Raw genomic sequence first — 21,857 nt, 5'->3', positions numbered from 1 at the left:
GGCCTTTTCAACTGCTTAATTTGTGTTTTTTATTGCATTGGACACAAGTATCCCAGGTGATCTGTAAAGATTGTACGCCATGGCTTCCATTAGATTTTGTGTATGCATTTTGGCGATCCCCTTATACCTTGCACAGCTTGAGTTGAACCATCGCCGGATGCTCCCGAAGGTCCGTTCAACTTTGAACCTGATCTTGCCGATCAGTTTGTTTCTTAACTTCTCTCTTTCGGTTAACGCTGTTCCTTTCTTTGCCTTATGCAAGATCCTGCTTTTTAGCTTTCCTGATTTGATCAATTCCTCATTTTTAGAGGAACGATATCCCTTGTCAGCATAGATATGGATGCCCTTTGGAAGGTCAGCCGAAGATATTACCTGTTGAAGATTGGCAATTTCATTTACATTTGCTGGAGTGGTTACCACGCCCAGAACCAGGCCTTCTGTATCGGTGACATAATGCTTTTTATAGCCATAACGTGTTTTCCCAGCCTTCTTTATCCAACGAGCTTCATGGTCAACACCCGGGCTCTCTTGTTGGATCAATAACTGTTCACTATTCTCTTTATCCAGCTCAGAATCTTAGCGAGGATGTTCACTACGGTCACTTTCGATCTCGTAAATAACTTTGCCTTTTGGTTTTAGCGGAGAATCAACAATACTGGCATCAACGATAGCTCCACGTTTTACCAATATTTTATGTTTATTCAACTGCTTGTTCAGCTCCTTGAATAGATTCTCATAAACACCCTTTTCTGTCAGCGAGCTGCGAAAACGGCTAATAACACTGTGATCGGGAACCGAATCGTCCAAACTGATGCCAACAAAGCGACTAAAGGAGATACTGTCGTTTATACGGTCTTCTACTTCGTAGTCACTCAGACCATACCAGGTCTGTAGAAGTGTCATTTTGAAGAGGACAAGACCAGAATAACTAGGGCGTCACATTTTGCTTTCCCCTTTGTGGTAATGCTTGTTGATAATATTTGAAATCGGACGCCAATTTACCAATGTATTGATCTGATCGAAGAATTCCTGCTTGATTTTCCGTCTTTGAACCATGTAATCAACAAAGCTAACTTTTTCTGTCTTTTCCATACCTTAAATATAACGAAAATCAACAAGAAACAAATTAAAAACTTGAATATCAATAAAATAAAAACCAAACACTTTTGCAACGGTCTTATGTAGTTTTTGAAGACTATCCTGAAATAATATGGAGGAAAAGTTTTTATTGCTTTTTGTAAGATTCGTAGTCGTTGGTCAGCAGGCTGCCATCTTCGGAAACTTTATTTAATGTCCGGCTATTAGCAAGTATATATCTATAGGATACTTTTTGATCTTGTTTTTTTGTTGTTAAAACTATTTCTTTGTTATCAGTTACAGTATATGAACCTTCTTCTTTTAAGCCCGTTAAGCGTTCTCCTTTCATTGTAACGATTTCATAAATTTTTCCTTGCTGGAAATGGACACGCAAATAATTGTCTCCACCGCCATAAAGTAATTCCGCTTCCATGTTTTTGCGTAACCAATAAGTATCGGTCAGTATATCCTCTTCCGTCAATATAGTTTTTTTAGAAGAACCGCAACTGGTTAATAGAATTGCTATTGTTATTAAGCAAAATAATAATTGACCTGGTTTATGGAATTTAATATTATTGAACATGACTTTTATTTATTAGGAATTCAATTTAGTATAATACATGTTAAATTTACTATTGCGAAGATGAAAATATTAATGCGTAAACTAAATAGTCCCTAGGGTTCTATTTGAACTTAATTTTGACAATTACATTGGTACATGTAAAGAAAATATACTGCCAAGGCCAACCGTACTGGAAATACTGATCCGACAACCTATTCTTTCTGCAAATTCTTGTGATAACATCAGCCCTATGCCCGTGCCCTTTTCTTTCAATGTGCCTAAAGTGCTGAAAATGCGTCCTTTCCGCCTTAAGGCGGCTAATTTAATTTCATCTATTCCGGAGCCTTGGTCCTCTATGGCGATAATCACTTCTCCGTTTTGTTCCTTCGCGTTTATTTTAATAGGCTTTCCTATAAAACTGAATTTGATCGCGTTGTTGATCATGTTACGGATAATGAATTCCAATCGTTTGCCATCAGTGTATACAGTGAGGTTTTTATCGATATAATAAACAACAGTTAGCTTTTTTAGCCTAATTCTATCTTCAAAAAGTTGCACGCTTTGCATAACAGTATCATAAATTGATATCGTTGCGAATTCGATCTGCTCATTCGACATCTGCTGAGATGACCATACAAGTAATTCCTCTAACATTTTCGATGCCGTTTTCACTTCCTGTCCAATGCTCACCAGCGAGCTTTTTATTTCTGATTCGGGTATGGAGGCAATTTTTGTTAAAGAAAGCAGGGCATTAAAATTTGCTATGGGCGTTCGTAGATCATGCGATATGACAGAAAAGATTCTTGAGCGGAAATGATCAGCCTGTATTAAAGAAGCATGTTGCTTTTCGATCTCATGGCTTTGGAATTCAACTTTTCGCTTTTCCAAAATCAATAGCTTATGTTTATTATAAAGTAAAAGAAGCAGCACCGAAAAAATGAGTAAGAAACCACAGGTCCATAGCCATGCCGACCTATTCCATTTGACTTCTTTTTCTATGGCTTCGTTGTGCAATTTTAAATTTTTGTTTTCGAGCTCTTTCTTTGTCGTTTCATATTTTTCACGAAGTTCTTCCCTAATTTTTGTGCGTATCAATTCCGAGTTCTTTGTGGATTCAGCTGATGCACTATCTATATCGGATAATACCAGTGCTGTATTGCTCATTTTTATAGCTTTAGCAATCTTTTCAAAATCCCCGCTTAATTCTTCATTAAGTTCCTTGAGGCCGCTCCTCGCTATAATTTGTTTTATGATTGAAACTTTCCTTTTGGCTAGTTCAAATTTTTTTTCTTGAACAAGTATATTTGCTCTGTTAATTCTCGCGTAACTTTCTCCAACTGGATCTTTTTTCTTACTCGTAATATCGACTGCCATGTCGGTATAATGTGAGCTCAGATTAAATTTTTCTACCTTTAAATAAAGATAGCTTAATAATATATAAGAATTGAACAGATCAATCTGCGGTGTGTTTTTTTTGCTGTATACTACAGTTGTTAAAAGGTATTCTATTGCTTTATTTGCTGGTTTTTGTTCTGTTCCGTTCAATGCCCGCTGTGCATATATATTTCCTATGTTCAGTTGTATGTTTGGCCGATTTGGGGCGTCATTGATTTGTTGGGCAATTTTTAGTGATTTAAGATAGTAAATAAGGGCTTGATCAGGATCATAACTTTTATTGAATACATTTCCTATATTCAATAAGGACAACATTTCACCTTTTTTGTCCTGGAGGGCTTCTCTTTTTTTGAGTACTTCAAAGTGTGTTTTTATACTTTCATCAAATTGGTTTAGTTTTAGTAGTATGACGCCTTTTAGATTAAGGAGGTCAACTTCCATTTCACTCATGTGATGAAGTTGAGCTAGCGAAATCCCTTTTTCTACGATATTTTGGGCCTCCTTTGGGTCACTGCGATATATTTCTTTTGCTTTGTTATAGTACTCTTTCACCTGTGAGGAATCAATTTCGATAGGAATATGCTGTTGCTGATGGATAAATCTGCAGTATGCTCTAGCCTGCAATTTTTGTGGATAGCTCAAGACAAGCTGTAAAAATAGGGGAAATAACAAAAAGATTAATCTATTCATGTTGTATTATGATTATAACCTTGAATAATAATATAAGATCCTAGTATACGATCGGGGCCGAAAAATATTATTCTACTCTTAGTGTATCGAATTATTAACAATGGAGAGGGATTTACGTAATATAATTAAAGAATTGAAATATTTTTTGCAATTTAACGAAAAGCAATGTAAAATAAATGTTGAAATGTGAAATATATGATTATATTTGGGATATGTAAAAAATAAATTTCATTTTTGAATAAAGCTAATATAGTTTTTTCAAAATCGGAATGCTTATGATTTACAGTTTGAAAAGCCTAGCTTTATGCTATTAACTTATAATAATCGAAGATTGAATTTTTAAAATAGCCTTTCAGTTTATTGCAAAAGGAGGATGAACAGATTATCTCATTTTAAAAATAGCTTTTATTAGAATATATATTATCTAAATTGAAATTTGAGGTTGTTCTGGTGTATTGTTTGGAATCTAAAAAGATAGAACATGTGTTAAATTTTGATTTATTACTGTTGATAGTTTTTGCGGATGATTTATTCTCAGGTAGGATATTCGATTCAAAATGTCGCCAAATCTTTTATCTGGAATATTATAAAGGCCTCAAGTGTTAAGCTTGTGATTGTAGATGAAATACTCCGATTGGTTGGACCGGCCGGAGATTTCAGAAAGATGAGTAAAAATATTTAATTTGATATAAATTAACAATTAATATAAATCCTCATGCGGTCTATTTTTAATAGAAAGAGTCAACCTTATGACCTCAGTTGGATGGAGGTTGATATGCATTGCCATGTTTTGCCTGGATTGGATGACGGTTGTGCCAATACAGCGGAAAGTATGAAGATATTGAGCCGTCTAGCTGATTTAAATCTGAAGCAGCTATATTTTACACCCCATGTGTTTAAGGAAATGTATCCCAATACCGTTTCACATATAGAACGAGCATTTGCTCAGTTATCTATCGGAGAATTCGCCGGTTTTCTTGGGGGATATGCCGCGGAATATATGGTTGATAGTCACTTTGAGCAGCTTTTAAAAGCTGATGAGAAATTGTTAACATTGCCCACTAATTTGATTTTGATCGAAATGTCCTATGCGCAGGAATATAATCAAATTGAACGAATGATTTTTGATTTGTTGATCGAGGGATATAATCCCATTTTGGCACATCCTGAACGCTATAAATTTTACCATGGCAATGTGGATCAAATCAGGCGGTTACGTGAAATTGGTTGTTTATTGCAGGTTAATCTTTTATCTGTTACGGGCTACTATGGGATGCACGAAAAGCGTATGGCAAAATATCTGGCCAGTGAGGGGTTAGTGGATCTTGTGGGTACGGACATTCATCATGAAAGACATGTTATACGAAGAGAAGATTGTAGTGAACCTTCATGTAATTTAAAGGGCGAATATCTTGGCGTTAACTAAGTCAGGATATTCGCTCTTTAAATTTCTAGAAAAGCAAGCGCCAGTTTTTTAATATTAGCCCGAGCGTTTGTACAATATCAAGAAGAGTGTTAAATGGGCTGTAATTATTTTTATTTGTGAAGCAGCTGTGATATTATAATAAATGAAAAGAATAAAAAAGATTGCTTGTATTGGAGCAGGCTATGTTGGGGGGCCAACAATGTCGGTTATTGCTCAGAAAAATCCCGCTATTAAAGTTACAGTAGTTGATATCAACGAAAAGCGCATATCGGCATGGAACGATTCTGATTTAAGCAAAATTCCTGTTTATGAGCCAGGCTTGGATCTTGTTTTGGCTGAATCAAGGGGCAGAAACCTTTTTTTTAGCACAGATGTGGATGCTGCTATAGAGGAGGCAGATATGATCTTCATATCGGTAAATACGCCGACAAAAAATTATGGAAAGGGTAAAGGTGAAGCGGCCGATTTAAAGTATATTGAGTTGTGTGCTCGGCAGATTGCACGAGTAGCGTCATCTGATAAGATTGTTGTAGAAAAATCTACTTTGCCTGTTCGTACAGCGCAAGCATTAAAAAGTATTTTACATAATACAGGTAATGGCGTAAGTTTTCAGGTTCTTTCCAATCCCGAATTTTTGGCTGAAGGAACAGCGATAGCCGACTTACACCATCCTGACCGCGTATTGATAGGAGGAGAAGATCAGGAAGCTATTGATGCACTTGCTCATATATATGAAGCTTGGGTACCTAAAAAACAGATTATAACGACGAACTTATGGTCCTCTGAATTATCTAAACTTGTCGCAAATGCTTTTCTCGCCCAACGCGTATCTAGTATTAATTCGATATCTGAGCTTTGTGAAGTAACAGGAGCTAACATTGATGAAGTGGCTTATGCAGTAGGTCAGGACAATCGTATCGGTTCAAAATTCTTAAAAGCATCTGTTGGTTTCGGTGGATCCTGTTTTAAAAAAGACATTTTGAATTTAGTCTATATTGCGAGATCGTATAATCTTTTTAAAGTTGCAGACTATTGGGAGCAAGTCGTTGCCATAAACGATCACCAGAGAGCACGTTTTGCAGAAAGAATTGTTAAGACAATGTATAACACTGTAAATGAGAAGAAAATCGTGTTTTTAGGCTGGGCATTCAAAAAGGATACAAATGATACACGTGAAGCTTCTGCTATCTATGTGGCTGATCATCTGCTTGATGAGCAAGCCCAAGTTGTTGTTTACGACCCAAAAGTGAAAGAAGAGCAAATTTATAGCGATATTGATGGATTGAATAGTAGATCGCCTGAGCAGAATAGAAATCTTCTTAAGGTCGTGAACGATCCTTACACTGCTTTCGGAGATGCATATGCCGTAGCGATATTGACTGAGTGGGATGAGTTTAAGGCGTATGATTGGGCTTTGATAAAAAATCTGATGAAACGTCCAGCTTTTGTGTTTGACGGACGTAGAATATTGGATGCTGTTAAAATGGCTGATATGGGATTTGAATATTATTCAATTGGAGAATAATAATTAAGATATTCATAAATTTTTAAAAATTATGAATTTTCATTGTTACTTATAATTACGTATATTAGATACACTCGTTTGATTATTCATAAATATGAGTGCATTCCAGCCTGTAGATTGAAAAATCTGCAGGTTTTTTAGAAGTCAGTTTTCATTTTAATTGTATATGGTTTGTTTTTGCACGTTTAGTAACTGAGTAAAGTTAATTGAAGATTGATTTGTAAAGGCTATGATAGTAATCCTAGCCTTTTATTTATTCGTCAAGTTGCTTTTAACCTGACGAAGCAATATAATCAATTCGCTAATTTTTAACTAATCCAATGCGGAGTTAAATTAAACTCATATTCAGTAATTATTGACACTGAATAATTTTTTTGTCAATGCCATTTTCTCTTATCTTGTTCGTGCCAGCAACCAATTAATCTAATGCTCGTAGCCTGGCCGTATACCTGAGCTGCAAGGATCGACCCCACCGATAAAATCAATATTGGTTTTAGCCGCTTTCTGGAGATAAGGCGCCAGCATTCATACCCTTTACACCTCCTGGGCGGCGTCTTACAGCCTGCCATTTGTCGCTATAATAGGTCTTATCCAAATGGATATGCATATCTTTAAAAGAATGCAGCATCAAAAGTCCTTTTGCATCGATCGTATCAGCACTGTTGCTGTTGGCACTGATATTTTTGATTTTTCCGTTTGCGATCTGAATAGAAAAAAGACCGGTCTTTGTTGCGGTTACATTACCATCACCACCGTACTCAAATCCGGTTTCCAACAACACGTTTTTCAGTGTATAACTTTTTTTACCTTGGTAGCCGCTCAAAAGTTCTTGATAAACCGCATTAGGTTGATTTTCTGCAAATAGCATTCCCCGGATAAATGTTGCGCCCGCAAGAGCCAGAGCAGAGTTTCTGATAAAAAAAATCATGTTTATGCGGTTTGTCGATGAGCCGTTCGCCATGCAGTTCATTAAATAGGAGTTCGTCGCGCCCTGCAGTCTGTTCCTTGCGGAAACCATCCAGACTGATCACTGGTGCCCAAATTTTTGAATTTCGTTTATCCAAAGTAGATCATATCGAATCTAAAATACAAAATACCGAGGAGTAATCGGTCATGGCGGGCTGAGTTTCTATAGGTTTGTATGGGCATCGTTATAGTGGTGTTGGTACCTGCTCTTAGTATGGGCATAGTATAGTGGTGGTGTTACCTCTGCTAGGGGACAGGAGGAGTTGTGGGGCTATGAACGATAGTAGACTCGGTACACCTTAGTTAAAATCTGGAGAATATTGGCTAAAATAAACCTATGTATAATGATGTAGAGTCATTAATTTTATAAATGTCAAATAGACAGCAATACAGAAAATATTCTTCGATTTTGGAAGCTTATTAATAGGCATTGCTTTTCTTCTTGTTTGTCATCTGTTGAAGACAATCAAGGAAAAGGATACGGTACTAGCTTTCACCGGGCTAGAAGGATATCTTTAAACAATAAATCATTAGCGAATAAAAGATAGCGATATGAAAAGATATACGATATATTTTGCAGCAATTCTCACAATTTTTATTAAAATGACAGTTGTAGTTGTGGCACAGGGTGGGGATCAGATCTTAGATGGTATCGGGGAGACAGGCATGGTGGCCCGCTATGTCTTTGATGGGGATTTTAAGGATTGGTCGCGCAATGGACTACATGGTAAATTCCAGGGCACAAAAGCTTCATTTGTATCAGATAAGCAATTTACAAAGGTGCTTTCTCTCGCTGGAGGAAAGGACGATTTTGTCGTACTTCCAGCGCAAGTACTCAATGATCTTGAGTCGATCAGCATAACAGGTTGGATATATTTACGTGCAGCGCAGTCTGGTCAGTATTTATTCGATTTTGGACAAGATATTGCTAAGCATTTTGCTGGAACACCAACAGGTACAGCGCAGCAAAATGGCTATATGGGGATAATCGCGCAAAAGAAGGCCGCAGTAAAAAATGCGGTCTCTTCGGCTGTGCCTTTAAACAAATGGGTGCACTTGGCCATCGTAGTTGATATTGCTACAGGGACCATGCAAACATATTTGGATGGTATGCCCGCCGGAGAAGTTAACGACATCCCGCAGGAGCTGACCGAGGTTTTTGGACAAGCAGGTAGCAAGAGGACACTATACATTGGAAAATCCCTGTCGGGTGGCAATGTAAGTTTAAATGCACTGTTGCATGATTTTCGCATTTATCGTGTGCCACTGAATCAAAACCAGATCGGCATGGTGTATAGAAATGCGTTGAAGGGTGTGCGTGAAGATGTTGCTTCTAAAGGTAAGGCTGAGGATGACCTGCCGCGATTTCCAATGAATAAAGCAGCGCTTTATAATGCCTTCTTAACAGGGGTTGCAGATGTCACCGTAGAAACAGCGATAGGCGAGCTGCCTCGATTGCCGAGTTACGTCGTCGGTACATATAAAGACGGTATGGTGGGACCAAAAGTACGTGTGTTGTGGCCTGCACCAACCGACAATAGTGCCGTCGCGCAGCAAACAGCTTACACCGTCACGGGGCGTATTCCCGGGACTGATCTGAAACCCAAAGCCATCATTACAGTCAAAGGGAAGGTAAAGTCCAAGATACCTAGCTTAAAATTGGAGGCATTTCACTTGGATCAGGTTTCCCTTAATACGGATGTAAAGCAACATCAAACGAAGTTTATTGAAAATCGCAATAAATTCATTGATACATTGGCAAAAACGGATCCCAATTCATTCCTCTATATGTTTCAACACGCGTTTGGGCAAAAACAACCGATCGGTGTGCAACCTTTGGAGGTATGGGACAGCCAGGATATCAAACTGCGCGGTCATGCTACAGGACATTACCTGACGGCAATTGCACAAGCTTATGCGAGTACAGGCTATGATAAGGCACTCCAATCAAAATTTTTGGGGAAGATGGATACCATGGTCAACGTGCTTTATGCCTTGTCAAAGTTGTCGGGTACACCGAGACAGGCGGGGCAGGCTTCTATTGCAGATCCTGCTGCGGTGCCTTATGGTCCCGGTAAATCAGCTTATGATTCTGACCTGAGTGACGAAGGAATCCGTACAGATTATTGGAACTGGGGACTTGGCTTTATCAGTGCCTATCCCCCGGATCAGTTTATTATGCTTGAACATGGCGCAAAATATGGCGGGCAGAAGAACCAGGTTTGGGCACCTTATTATACGCTGCATAAAATCCTGGCCGGCCTGATGGATGTTTATGAGGTAAGTGGAAATAAAAAAGCATTGGAGATCGCAGAGGGAATGGGCAATTGGGTGTATACACGCTTAAATAAAGTCCCGACAGAGACATTAATCAAGATGTGGAATACGTATATCGCAGGTGAATTTGGCGGAATGAATGAAGTGATGGCAAGGTTATATCGTATAACAGGTGAAGAGAACTATTTAAAAACTGCCCGCTTATTTGACAATATTGATATGTTCTACGGCGATGCCGCGCATACACATGGACTGGCCAAAAATGTAGATACTTTTAGGGGCTTACATGCCAATCAGCATATTCCTCAAATTGTGGGTAGCATGGAGCTTTACCGGGTGTCCAATGAGCCCCAATATTATAAAATTGCGGACAACTTTTGGTATAAGGCCACCAACGATTATATGTATAGTATCGGTGGTGTGGCTGGTGCCAGAAATCCCGCCAATGCCGAATGTTTTATTAGTCAGCCGGCGACATTATATGAAAATGGATTTTCTGCAGGTGGGCAGAACGAAACCTGTGCAACCTATAACATGCTGAAATTGACAAGTGACTTGTTTATGTTCGATCAGCGCGCAGAGTTGATGGATTATTATGAACGTGGATTATACAATCATATCTTAGCTTCTGTTGCAGAAAATAGTCCAGCAAACACGTATCATGTACCTTTACGCGCGGGATCTATTAAGCAGTTTGGAAATGCCGATATGAAAGGCTTTACCTGCTGTAATGGTACGGCTATTGAGAGCAGTACTAAATTGCAGAATACAATCTATTTTAAAAGTAAGGATGACCAGGCGCTGTATGTCAATCTGTATATTCCTTCTACCCTACACTGGACGGAACGGGGAATCAGCGTCGAGCAACAAACCAGTTTTCCGAAAGCGGATCAAACAGCGTTGACCATACGGGGGAATGGCAAATTTGAACTTCATGTGCGGGTGCCAAGCTGGGCAACAAAGGGATTTTTTGTTGCAATAAATGGAGTCAATCAAAAAATTAAAGCTGAGCCGGGCACTTACCTGACCTTAAACCGTACCTGGAAAGATGGGGATGTGATCAACCTCAAAATGCCATTTCAGTTTCATCTGGACCCGGTTATGGATCAGCCCAATATGGCGAGTCTGTTTTATGGGCCAATCTTATTAGCCGCCCAGGAACCTGCAGCAAGAAAGGACTGGCGTAAAGTAACCTTAGACGCAAAGGATATTGCTAAGTCTATTAAAGGGAATCCCGAAACATTGGAATTTTACATTGATGATGTCCTTTATAAACCTTTTTATGATACTTACGGACGTCATTCGGTTTACCTGGATGTCAGCTTAAAATAAGAGGCAAGCAGTGTGTTCCTAAATCTTTCCCAAATTCAAGGTACCTTTGTCATAAACAATTGTGTATGTAACTTGTCATTTAGCATGGACAGAATACTATTGTTTACACAAGTTTTCCGCTAAATAGAATTAAGAAGATGAAAATATTGGTTATTGAAGACGAAGCGGACCAGGCGGATAATCTTGATTTCATCTATTCACAGATAAAAAACTTGCGCAAAAAATTCTTGGCTAGTCATGCTGATGTGGATTTTGAAGCGGTATATGGAATCGGTTATAAACTTGTCGAAAAATGAGATTAGCCAACCAAACACTAAAGTATCTTTCGATCTCCGTATTGGTGGTCATCGCTCTCTGGTCAACAGTGTTCTATCTATTTATGCTGGAGGTGATCCACGATAATATCGACGAAGAACTCGAAAACCAAAAACGGCTCATTATCCAGGAACTTTCCAGCAATCCCACCGTAGCCCCAGATTTAGAGTTTGGGATAAATAACTATAAGGTGCGCCAGATCTCCGAAGAACAGGCCCTTAAGATGCAAAACGTTTATAAGGACACCATGTTGTATATGCAGGACGATGATGATCCCCAGCCGGAACTGGAACCAGTTCGAATGTTGACGACAGCATTTGAACATCAAGGACATTATTATGAACTTCCGATCATCAATTCGATGATCGAAGAGAGCGATCTAATCAAGAATCTCTTTTATTCTGTTGTTATTTTATTTGTTTTGTTGGTCATCAGTATCGTATCTATCAATAAAGTCGTCATAGAACGTTTATGGGGGCCATTATATACGTTCTTGGATCAGTTGACACGGTTTCGTTTAGGCAAAACCAAGGAGAAGCCCACGATGGATACGCAGATCCAGGAATTTAAAGACCTACAGCTTGCTGTGACTACCTTAATTCGCCATAACGAGGAAAGCTATGAACAGCAAAAACAGTTTATTGGCAATGCTTCACATGAATTACAGACACCGTTGGCCATTATGATCAACAAATTGGAAATCATGGCGGAAACAGAAGGGTTGAGCCAGGAACAGTCTGAGGCTGTTGCAGCGGTATTAGCAACTGCCGAGCGGCTTGTTCGCCTCAATAAATCCTTGTTGCTGTTGAGTAAAATTGAGAATAAACAATTTTTGCACAATGAGGATCTTTCGTTCAATACGCTTGTGCTAAATATTGTAGCGGAGTTTGAGGCTATTGCTGAATTTAAACAGATAAAAATCAATGTCGTGCAAGAAGATCAGCTGAGTGTACAAATGGATAGTGCTTTGGCAAATATAGTGGTGTCAAATCTCCTGCGAAATGCTTTGTTCCACAATAGATTAGGCGGCGAGGTGAATATCCATATAACGAACAAAGGGCTTACGGTGTCCAATACGAGTACACATGCAGCGTTGGATGCTAACCTGGTATTCTCCCGTTTTTATAGGTCAGATGCAGCATCCAAAGGTACTGGCTTGGGACTGGCCATTGTGCAGGCCATCTGTCACCTCTATGGTTTTGTAATCGTCTACCAGTATGAAAACAATCAGCATAGCTTTCAGCTCAATATTGTCCCTTAGAAAATATAGGAGGAGAAGGTAAGTGTTCCCAAATCTTTACAGATTCGCTTTTTTACTTTGTAGTACACTTAAAAATAGAATCATGAACTGTAAATTAATCTGGAGTGCTTTCGTACTTGCACTGACAACAACAGGAGCTATTGCTCAGGATATACCACAAAGTCAAGTTCCCGCTGTCGTGGTGAATAGTTTCCAACAGAAATTTCCAAAAGCCAAAAAAGTAGATTGGGAATTGAAGGGGAATGTTTATGAAGCGGAGTTTGAAACGGGTTTATTTGGCATTGACCAGGAAGCTTGGTTTCAGCATAACGGAAAACTTTTGCGGTATAAAACTGAAATCAACAAAAGAGAACTACCGAAGAGTGTGCTGGACCGGGTGAAAAGAGATTTTCCGGGCTATCGCATTGAAGACGCAAAAAAGATTACCGCCGAACAGAAAGTGAGTTATGCGTTTGAAGTGAAAAGTCGAAAAGAGGAGTGGAAGGTGGTACTCGATCCACAGGGAAATGTGCTTACGAAAGTAAGGGACTAAATGATATTTCTGTACAAATAAAACCTTCATGATTTTACACGCACTCATAGCGGCGAAATCATGAAGGTTCTTTTGGGCAGGTAGGCTGAGTTTATCGCGCTAACTAATCTTCTCCTTCCTCTGCGTGGAGTTCAAAAGATAGCTTTATGAGGTCTTGACCAGCAAACTTAGTAGCATAATCCGATAAGTTCCAGTCAGTACGGGTAACTTTTGCCTTTGTGCTGGCATCGTTAAACTTGCGAAGTACAAAGAATACATTTTTCTCGCCTTCATTGTCTTTTCCTGCCGTAAAATAAGTGATAATCCCTGTCGTCTCCGTTGCTCCGTTTACTGCAGTGCCATCATCGTAGTTCGTTTCTTTCGTTTGAAAGATTGCACCATTTCCTGTACTGCTATTCGGATTTAAAACGAAAGAACCACCCGTAAGGAATGCTTTGTAGTAGTCTGCAGTTGCTTTATTGCTGATGTATTGTCCCTGGATTTCTTTTGAAGAAGCATCAAATTGTTTTAATTCAATTTTATAGATACCTGCGGGATTGAGGTGTGCATGTCCTCCAGCCAATGCTGTTCCCTTCTCATCAAAGCTGATAGCAATTGGCTCTACCTTTTCTTTGTCGGCAAGATCATGGAAATGGTCTCCATGGGCTTCGCCGGCTACTTCTGTAAATACAAGCTTATAAGCAACTTTGGCATCTGAACCTTGTATGGTCAATGGTGATTCAGCTGTAGTCGCATTTCCGGCTTTGTCGGTTACCGTAAAATGAAAATGATATGCCCCGGCGGGAGCATCAGCGGGAACATCAATGTGTTCATGAAATGTCGCATTTTTCACGCCAATGTATTTTCCATCCGTATAGGCTTTTGTAAACTTATACTGACCGCCACCTTCTTGATGAACCTCAATTTCGATTTTAGCAATCAGTGCTTCGGCAACAATATCACCTTCAAGATGAAGATCTGATCCCGCTTGGACAGTTTTATTATTGCCACTGCCGATTTCAAGTGTGCCTATCTGGGGTTTTGCAAGTGCTGGAATTTCCTCGTTATCTTTCTTACAGGACGATAGGAAGCCTAAAAGAATTGTACTTAACAGGAAGAAGAAGCGAATGTTTCTAGTTTTCATGTAAAATGGATTTAATTAAATTGAGTTGATAAATAGGTATGGTATTACTCGAGTATACGGATGCTGATCCCCTTCTGGCTACTCCATCCCGCCAGGTCAGTCACCTGAATCATAAAATGATAATTACCGGGATCGATATCTGCTGGCACATCGATTTTTAATTCGGCATCATATTGCTGTGGCTGACCCGGAATATTGACCGTCTTGACTAAAGTAAAGGGTTTGATAGGCGTTTTGATAGGTTCTATAGTACACTCTCCGATTTCTGTGCTATGCGAATGATGATCAAAATTGTGGTGTACATCAATACTATAGCTTCCGAGCGCTACATTGTCGGATAGCTTACTGTGGAAAGTAAAGCTTGTACCGCGTTTAATGGTGCTGCACTGTTTTGGAAAGGCTGTTTCGGAATCGATGGTGATGACCGGTTTTTCGGTATCGATGCTTTCCTTATCTTTCTTACAGGCAACGGCCATCGTAAGTAACACTGTAATAAGTGTGTATTTTTGAAGTGTTTTCATCTATAAATTTTATTCATTCGTATATCTTTTATTGTTAGCATGCTTTTGTGATGTTCGGTTATTCAGGTGTCTTGGTTACAAATTGCATAAGAGTTCACTGCACGCTTCGATTCACGTAATTCATTGCGATCAAAAGCTTATTTAAAGTGACTATCTTTTGGTGAATGTTATTTTTATTCTTATTCTTCATTCGCGGTCGTTCATGTTACGATCTGGACTGTTTTCCAAAGGGAACTCCAATGGATAGCATAAAATTCCTCCCCTGTTCAGGCAATGAGATCAGCCGATAAAAGCTGGTATGATCCATATACTTCTTATCAAATAGATTTTGAACCTGTAAGCGTAATTGGAGGGCAGATCCCGAAAACCGAAGCTGTGTTCCTGCTCGAAAGTTGAAGACCTGATAAGCTGCTGTGGACTCTTCTGGCGGAACAATATGATGCTGTGCAGCTGTCCATTTGCAATCGACGGAAAGGTAGGTCTCTTTAAAATGTTTGCTGTTTTTTGCTGTCCAGCTGATGTCCATCAACGCTGAAGGCGCCGGAGAGAATGGAAGTGTATAGCCTTTCTTTGCACCCGATAGTTGTTCTGATCGGACGTATTCGCCCAATAATTCTACTTTCCATTGTTTCAAAGGCTGATAGCTGAGCTTCAATTCAGCTCCATAGCGGCGAACACGGCTTTCCATATATTCAAAGATTTGATTGCCAGCACCATAATATTGATCGTAGCGCGACGTGGGGTTGAGGTAGATATAATTGGAAAAGTAATTAAAGAATGGTGTAAAGGCGACAAAGACTTTTCTGGGACTCCAGGCCAATGATAAATCCAGCTGGTAGGATTGTTCGGGCGACAGGGATTGATTGCCTTTTTCATAACTGAAGTAGTGATAGTTGACACCATTGGCGCCAAGCTCCTGTGCAATGGGGGCCCTGAAACTTTTTCCTACATTGATTTTTGTTTCTAGATCTCCGAATTGATGTGCCGCTCCTATAGACCAAACCAGGCTATTGAAATGGCGACTGAGCGCCGAAGCCCGGACTATTCTGCCCGACTGATTATCTTCCAGCTTTGATTCGAACCAATCCTGATAAGGTGATGTCTGAATATGGCTGTAATCGTAACGCAATGCCCCATATAGCATGGTTTCGTCCGCGAGTTTGTATTGATCATAGACGAATAGGCCCATTGCCTTTTGGCGAAAAGTGGGGATAAGGAAGCTCCAACCATCAATACGGTTATCCTCATACTCTCCATTTGCACCTAGGGTAAGTCGATGTGTGGCCAAATCAAATTGGTTTTTTACAGAGATACTATAGACCTGTTTGTCATATAACCTTTCCAAATTGATGGGGATAGTCATATCTTTTGGATAAACAGGTGGCATATAACCATGCGCGGTGTAATTGTTATATTCTTGCCGGTAATTTTTCTGATAGCCCAGATCTATCCAAAGCTTGTGCTTATCCAGATCGATAAAGTTGCGGTTAATAAGCTTCAGGTGATTGACCGTCTGGCTTGGGAAACCGATGTCACGACTGGATTTGTCATAAAGTGCTGTATCTACGCCCCTTGGTTCCAAGCCGTGCGCATTGGTAAAGAAGCCAAACTTTGTATGATAATTACTCAGGTAGAAAATCGAAGAAAAACGATCTGATAGATATCCGCCGCGTAGTTGAAAATGTGTCTCTCGTCCCGCAGTGTTGCGAACATGCCGATCTTTTAGGCGTACCGCATAATTGTAAACATAGACTGTATCTGTGGGGACACGGTAATCGCCATATTCCAGGTGCGTGAATCCTCCTCCAAATACCCAATTCCCTTTTCGGCCCTGTGCTTGTACCGATCCGCCAAAAGTAGCGTTGTTTGACTTTGTCAATAGGTTAAACTGCCCTTTAAAACCTGTCTCCTGTAGTTCCGCTGGCGGTGATAGCCGAATGACACCGCCAATGGCATCCGAGCCATATAGAAATGAGCTGGCCCCCTTTAGTACCTCGGCACTCCCTACACTGAATTGATCGATTTCCAATCCATGATCCAACCCCCATTGCTGGCCTTCATGTTTAATGCCATTTTCTACCGTGGCCACACGATTAAATCCGAGCCCTCTAATCTGCGGTTTAGACTGATTAGCACCTATGCCTATGGCATTAACGCCGGGAAGTCTGCTTAATGTCTGCATTAAACTTCCCGCCTGGTATTTTTGTATAGAGTCGGCAGTCAATAGCTGGATCGATAATGCTCCTTCTGCTGCCCGGTGATAACGTCGCCCGCCAACTTTTACTTCTTCAAGCTCGATACTATTTTCCTGTCCATAACATGGGAAAAATAGCTGTTGTGCTGCGATAAGGGAAAAAATGATATACCTATTCATCTATGTGGATTCGATTCGTAAAGCGTAATTCGTGCAATACATATGGTATTCCCAATAATATATTGCAATTAAGTTGCAACAAAGCTAATAAAAAAAAGGAATAAAAAGCAACAATGTTGCATGATAAGGCTTGAAGAAACAAATCCCTGATTTCAGCGATAGTAATATTTTTCGGCTTCAATTATCTTTGATTTAGAGTGTTATGCATTGGTGAGTGATATTCATAATTAGAAAAAGGCACTGGTGAAATAGCGGTTGCTAGCGTAACCTAAACAGATTTTTAATGCACTAAAGATTGTCCTATGGATGATGTGGTGTTGCTATTTTTACGAAAAATGAGGAAAAACAAATTATAAAATAGATCAATATGATTAAACAATTTATTACGGGCATGATGACCGCAGCGGTTCTGAGCCTATCAAGTTGTGGTTCGGGAGAAATAGATCCTGCAGCATACAACAATTCAATTATTACCGTTATAAATAGTAGTGAAAAACATGTGACAGACATGAATGCCGCCATGAATGGCTCCGATTATACGAAAGCCGAACAGGTCCGCGCAGATTGGGAAAAATCTTTGAATGATGATATCAAGAAAGTCGAAGATCTGGGAGATTTCAGAGGCGATGCGACATTCCAAAAAGCCGTTCTTGATGGCTTAAATGGGTATAAAAAAATCGTTACGGAGGATTATCCGAAATTGATTGAACTCCGAAAAAATAAGACACCTGATGCTGCTAAAGAGTCTGCATTGCTTGAAAATATCAATAAAGCGTTTGAAAATATGAGCAATGGTGTCAATCAAGCATCCACAGCATTTGAAAGTAAATATAAAAGTTAATCTTTTTGCATAAGCAATCAGTTAAGCCACATCACCGAAAATGATGTGGCTTTGTTTTTTTGAAGTACAGCTGTTGTTTGCTTGAGAAATACGGCTGTATCGACTTGTATTGTTAGAGGTCGTTTTTAGGGATCTTAAAATCTTTGCGCAATATTGTAGGAATGCGCCTAGCAAAACAAAATGCTAACAAACGTTAAAACTCCGAAGGCCGAACTTGAATTTCATATTTTTATGTAGTTTTACCTTACTTGTGGCAGCGCATGCCATGCGATTTAAAAATAGTGCAAAATAAATGTTCAAATGAAAGCCATATCAATTTTAACTGCTGTGATTTTTTCTTCCTGCGCCAGTATACTAATGACAGCTCGTGCACAGGAAGCCGCAAAAAAAATAGATTATTTAGTGCTTATGAACGCAGATACCCTTTACGGAAAAATCTACTCCATCAAGGATCACAAACTCAAATTTGAAAATCAACAGAAAGAGAAGCTAACTTTTGCCCCAGGCCAGGTGTTTCGTGCTTACTGGGAATCCAAAAGAAAAGTTTATGCACCTTCTTATGTCGAAAATGGCTTGGAGCCCGTTCAGGGAACTTCTCCACAAGTATTTCAAATAGGTCGATATTATACGGAGGAGCCAACTTTTGCTGAAGTGTTGGTTGATGGAGAAATAATGGTTTATTATGTGTCTAATTTGAACTTTGGTGGTGGCGGAGGAATGATGTTTGGTACGGGTGGTGGCGGTACAATGTTGTCCATTGGAATCAGTAAGTCTAAATATGCTTATGCATTAAAAAAGTCAACCGGTGAAGTGATTGAAATAAGTAGCAATACGAACGAACTTTTTAGCAACAGCAAAAAAAAGCGGACAATTGCTTTAGGGCGTTTGATCAATGACGAACCGGAGTTGTTTGCTGAGTTTGAAAATGAGAAAAAGTATGATTATGATCTTTTTATAAAATACGTTATGCGCTATAATGAGCTTCAACTTTCAAAAACCTCTTCCGAGGAGAGAAAGCAACTAATTATTTATTGAGATTTTTTATTCACTGATATTGCATTTAAAACGAATTTATGATACTTACCATCTTTATTGTATTGACTATAGTCGCAGCCTACGGCTTTTGGTTGCTATTTGAAAAGGCAGGACGCAAAGGTTGGGAGGGAATTGTGCCCGTCTATAGTCAGTGGATCCAATCGCGGATACTCGGCAAGAAGACCTGGCAGCTTATTCTGTTGATTGTTCCGATCGTCAATGTTTTTATCTTTTATAATCTCTACCTCGATTTTATTCATTGTTTTGGGAAACGAAGGTTTTGGGAAAACTGCGCTGCTGTGCTGGTTCCGTTTATCGTGCTACCACTTTGGGGCAGAGATAAAAATGTGCAATTTATGAATGGGCTATATGCCAAAAATCTGAAAGTAGCGCATGCCGAAGGTCGCGTGGCGACAAAGGAATCTGAACTGGAAATTGCGCATCAATCGTATATAGACTATAAGAAGAAATATCCCTATAAAAAATCGATGGTACGAGAATGGGCGGATGCGATTGTTTTTGCGACTGTCGCTGCTACCTTGATTCGTGGTTTTTTATTGGAGGCATTTATGATTCCTTCGGGGTCTATGCAACAGTCTCTCCTCATTGGAGATTATCTTTTTGTCAGTAAATTAAATTACGGGCCCCGTATTCCAAATACACCTATAGCCTTTCCTTTTGCACATCATACGATGCCATTAGTAGGAGGAAAAGCATTCTCCGAACTCATTAAAATTCCTTACAAACGATTGCCCGGATTTCAAGAAATAAAACGGAATGATGTGATCGTTTTTAATGCACCTGCAGGTGACACCGTTGCTGTTGAAAATCAAGACTTGCCCTATTATGACTTGGTGCGTAGCATGGGGCGTGAAGCAGTACATCAACAATTTACAATTCAGACCCGCCCAGTCGATAAACGCGAACATTTAATTAAACGCTGTGTGGGAATGCCCGGGGATAAAATTAGCATGACAGAAGGAGTATTGTTTGTGAACGACCAACCAGGTTTTGTAGCCCCGGAAAGCCAGATGGATTATACCGTGATCACAGATGAGGCAGGTCTGGACGAACAGCGCCTGAGAGATATGGGAATAGAAGTCTCTGCTATTCAACCAGACGTTTATGTAATCTTTTTAACCAAAGATCAGGCAGCAATGGTGAAATCCTGGTCCAATGTCAAATCCATGCAAATGAACTTGCGTAAACCTGGAGAAGCTGAGGCAAATACTTTTCCGAACGATCCACAATATAAATGGAACTACGATAACTTTGGCCCATTTGTTATTCCTCGAAAGGGCATGACTATTCCTCTGAATGCACAGACCTTACCACTCTATGAGCGAGCCATAAGGGTGTATGAAAATAACCTGTTGGAAAAGAAAACGGATGGGCTTTATATCAATGGAAATCGAACAAATTCCTACACCTTTAAAATGGATTATTATTGGATGATGGGAGATAATAGGCACAACTCGCTCGATGCGAGGGACTGGGGATTTGTTCCTGAGGATCATATTGTCGGAAAAGCATTATTTACCTGGATGAGCTGGAACGCAAATGGCAATGGGCTTTCCAAAATACGATGGAATAGAATTCTCAAAGGCATCCATTAATAAAGAAAGAATACGGACAAAAAAGGGGAAATGATTACTATAATTATTTCCCCTTTTATTTTTTAGTCATTCTAGAAATGCAGTGAAAAGCCTATCCTTGCGCTGAAAGCATTGATGCCATCGGCATTGTCGTTGAAGCCATGATCATAATGTACTGCCGGCTCTATGGCAATGTTTTCTTTTAAAAATAGGGCATAACCGAGTTGACCTCCGAAAATGAAAGCATTCTCGCCACCACTATTAATACCACCTAGATCTACCTGCACGGGAAATTGATTGATAATATAGTATTTTAATCCCGCTTTATAAATAAACGAATGTGTAGAATTCAATTCGATTTTTTGGCCATCAAAATCGAATACATATCTTTGACCAGTGAAACCTAATCCTGCTTTGACAGCTAGTTTATCTTGGAAAAAATAACCTGCTTCACCGCCTACAGACCAGAGCTGGGCGCCATTGTTGGAATAAAAGCTAAAGCCGGAAGTAGAAAGGCCGGTCAGTGGCGAGAGATTCGTTTTGGTATTACTTATCAGTTCAACTTTAGTCCCGGAATTGAGGTAGGTCACGTACACCAGACACGTCCATTGTTTAATTTCCGTCAGCAGAATATGAATAAACCGAGAAGACAGCGTTCGGATTGGAGATCCGATCGGATGATGGGAGAGCGTAATCCTGCCGTTCATCAACTGAATTTTGTTAAAACAGCCTGCGAAGTGGCCAAATTGGATTTGACAGATTTATTTGATAAATACGGATTCTTTTTTGTTGGTACGTTGGAATACGACGATTATGTATACCTATACCATGACGCAGGAAATGGTTGATGCCTGTCGCCTGGCAATTAAAAACATGAACTTGCCCAAGCCTAAGGCTGATCTTACAGCATTAAGAGATTAGAGCATGTAAACTATAATAACGTCTGACGCTCCGAATCATCTAAATTGATTCGGAGCCTTTTGTTTGGTTGTTATGTTTTTTGAACTTAG

At 39.6% G+C, this 21,857-nt stretch carries 17 protein-coding genes and 1 pseudogene; 10 read left to right on the top strand and 8 right to left on the bottom strand.

Annotation, left to right across the window (positions count from 1 at the left end):
• Positions 1-15 precede the first annotated feature (15 nt).
• From AACH28_RS14480 to AACH28_RS14470, 3 genes and pseudogenes are all read right to left on the bottom strand, one after another.
• A pseudogene (locus AACH28_RS14480) lies at positions 16-1,056 on the bottom strand (IS5 family transposase).
• A 169-nt stretch (positions 1,057-1,225) separates the two neighbouring features.
• A complete protein-coding gene (locus AACH28_RS14475) occupies positions 1,226-1,660 on the bottom strand; it encodes a hypothetical protein (RefSeq protein ID WP_341830825.1) in 435 nt (144 codons plus the stop codon).
• A 123-nt stretch (positions 1,661-1,783) separates the two neighbouring features.
• A complete protein-coding gene (locus AACH28_RS14470) occupies positions 1,784-3,724 on the bottom strand; it encodes a tetratricopeptide repeat-containing sensor histidine kinase (RefSeq protein ID WP_341830824.1) in 1,941 nt (646 codons plus the stop codon).
• A gap of 715 nt (positions 3,725-4,439) precedes the next feature.
• On the opposite strand from AACH28_RS14470, the gene AACH28_RS14465 reads away from it, so the two are divergent.
• Both AACH28_RS14465 and AACH28_RS14460 read left to right on the top strand, forming a co-directional pair.
• Complete coding sequence (locus tag AACH28_RS14465) at positions 4,440-5,150, top strand: CpsB/CapC family capsule biosynthesis tyrosine phosphatase (protein ID WP_341830823.1); 711 nt, start codon at positions 4,440-4,442, stop codon at positions 5,148-5,150.
• A 142-nt stretch (positions 5,151-5,292) separates the two neighbouring features.
• Positions 5,293-6,675 (top strand): nucleotide sugar dehydrogenase, encoded by a 1,383-nt coding sequence (locus AACH28_RS14460; RefSeq protein WP_159332702.1) that lies wholly within the window; start codon positions 5,293-5,295, stop codon positions 6,673-6,675.
• Positions 6,676-7,168: 493 nt separating this feature from the next.
• Here AACH28_RS14460 and AACH28_RS14455 read toward each other — a convergent pair whose 3' ends face one another.
• Positions 7,169-7,603 (bottom strand): hypothetical protein, encoded by a 435-nt coding sequence (locus AACH28_RS14455; RefSeq protein WP_341830822.1) that lies wholly within the window; start codon positions 7,601-7,603, stop codon positions 7,169-7,171.
• Positions 7,604-8,193: 590 nt separating this feature from the next.
• Here AACH28_RS14455 and AACH28_RS14450 point away from each other — a divergent pair.
• From AACH28_RS14450 to AACH28_RS14435, 4 genes are all read left to right on the top strand, one after another.
• A complete protein-coding gene (locus AACH28_RS14450) occupies positions 8,194-11,250 on the top strand; it encodes a beta-L-arabinofuranosidase domain-containing protein (RefSeq protein WP_341830821.1) in 3,057 nt (1,018 codons plus the stop codon).
• A gap of 137 nt (positions 11,251-11,387) precedes the next feature.
• Complete coding sequence (locus tag AACH28_RS14445) at positions 11,388-11,546, top strand: helix-turn-helix domain-containing protein (protein WP_341830820.1); 159 nt, start codon at positions 11,388-11,390, stop codon at positions 11,544-11,546.
• The gene (locus AACH28_RS14440) at positions 11,543-12,826 is read left to right on the top strand and encodes a HAMP domain-containing sensor histidine kinase (protein ID WP_341830819.1); all 1,284 of its coding nucleotides are present in this window, start codon (positions 11,543-11,545) and stop codon (positions 12,824-12,826) included. The genes AACH28_RS14445 and AACH28_RS14440 overlap by 4 nt, the downstream gene beginning before the upstream one ends.
• A gap of 82 nt (positions 12,827-12,908) precedes the next feature.
• Positions 12,909-13,358 (top strand): PepSY-like domain-containing protein, encoded by a 450-nt coding sequence (locus AACH28_RS14435; protein WP_341830818.1) that lies wholly within the window; start codon positions 12,909-12,911, stop codon positions 13,356-13,358.
• Positions 13,359-13,461: 103 nt separating this feature from the next.
• Here AACH28_RS14435 and AACH28_RS14430 read toward each other — a convergent pair whose 3' ends face one another.
• The 3 genes from AACH28_RS14430 to AACH28_RS14420 form a co-directional block, all read right to left on the bottom strand.
• Complete coding sequence (locus tag AACH28_RS14430; protein ID WP_341830817.1) at positions 13,462-14,481, bottom strand: DUF4625 domain-containing protein; 1,020 nt, start codon at positions 14,479-14,481, stop codon at positions 13,462-13,464.
• 44 nt (positions 14,482-14,525) lie between these two features.
• On the bottom strand, positions 14,526-15,002 hold the full coding sequence (locus AACH28_RS14425; protein ID WP_046673887.1) for a DUF4625 domain-containing protein: 477 nt from the start codon (positions 15,000-15,002) through the stop codon (positions 14,526-14,528).
• A gap of 205 nt (positions 15,003-15,207) precedes the next feature.
• Complete coding sequence (locus AACH28_RS14420) at positions 15,208-17,376, bottom strand: TonB-dependent receptor domain-containing protein (RefSeq protein ID WP_341830816.1); 2,169 nt, start codon at positions 17,374-17,376, stop codon at positions 15,208-15,210.
• Positions 17,377-17,743: 367 nt separating this feature from the next.
• On the opposite strand from AACH28_RS14420, the gene AACH28_RS14415 reads away from it, so the two are divergent.
• The 3 genes from AACH28_RS14415 (at position 17,744) to lepB (ending at position 20,868) form a co-directional block, all read left to right on the top strand.
• Positions 17,744-18,217: a hypothetical protein gene (locus tag AACH28_RS14415; RefSeq protein ID WP_312357330.1), complete on the top strand. Its 474-nt coding sequence runs from the start codon at positions 17,744-17,746 to the stop codon at positions 18,215-18,217.
• Positions 18,218-18,517: 300 nt separating this feature from the next.
• Entirely contained in the window at positions 18,518-19,252 is a 735-nt protein-coding gene (locus AACH28_RS14410) for a hypothetical protein (RefSeq protein WP_312350774.1), read from the top strand.
• 38 nt (positions 19,253-19,290) lie between these two features.
• Positions 19,291-20,868: a signal peptidase I gene (gene lepB / locus AACH28_RS14405; RefSeq protein WP_341830815.1), complete on the top strand. Its 1,578-nt coding sequence runs from the start codon at positions 19,291-19,293 to the stop codon at positions 20,866-20,868.
• Between the two features lie 71 nt (positions 20,869-20,939).
• Here lepB and AACH28_RS14400 read toward each other — a convergent pair whose 3' ends face one another.
• Complete coding sequence (locus AACH28_RS14400; protein WP_341830814.1) at positions 20,940-21,554, bottom strand: hypothetical protein; 615 nt, start codon at positions 21,552-21,554, stop codon at positions 20,940-20,942.
• A 58-nt stretch (positions 21,555-21,612) separates the two neighbouring features.
• Between AACH28_RS14400 and AACH28_RS14395 the strand changes: the two genes are divergently transcribed.
• A complete protein-coding gene (locus AACH28_RS14395; RefSeq protein ID WP_341830813.1) occupies positions 21,613-21,768 on the top strand; it encodes a hypothetical protein in 156 nt (51 codons plus the stop codon).
• Positions 21,769-21,857 lie beyond the last annotated feature (89 nt).

It is taken from the genome of Sphingobacterium thalpophilum (assembly GCF_038396785.1).
Classification (GTDB): domain Bacteria; phylum Bacteroidota; class Bacteroidia; order Sphingobacteriales; family Sphingobacteriaceae; genus Sphingobacterium; species Sphingobacterium thalpophilum_A.
The sequence above is the reverse complement of the archived record's forward strand: the minus strand, read 5'-3'. Positions and strand labels throughout refer to the sequence as shown.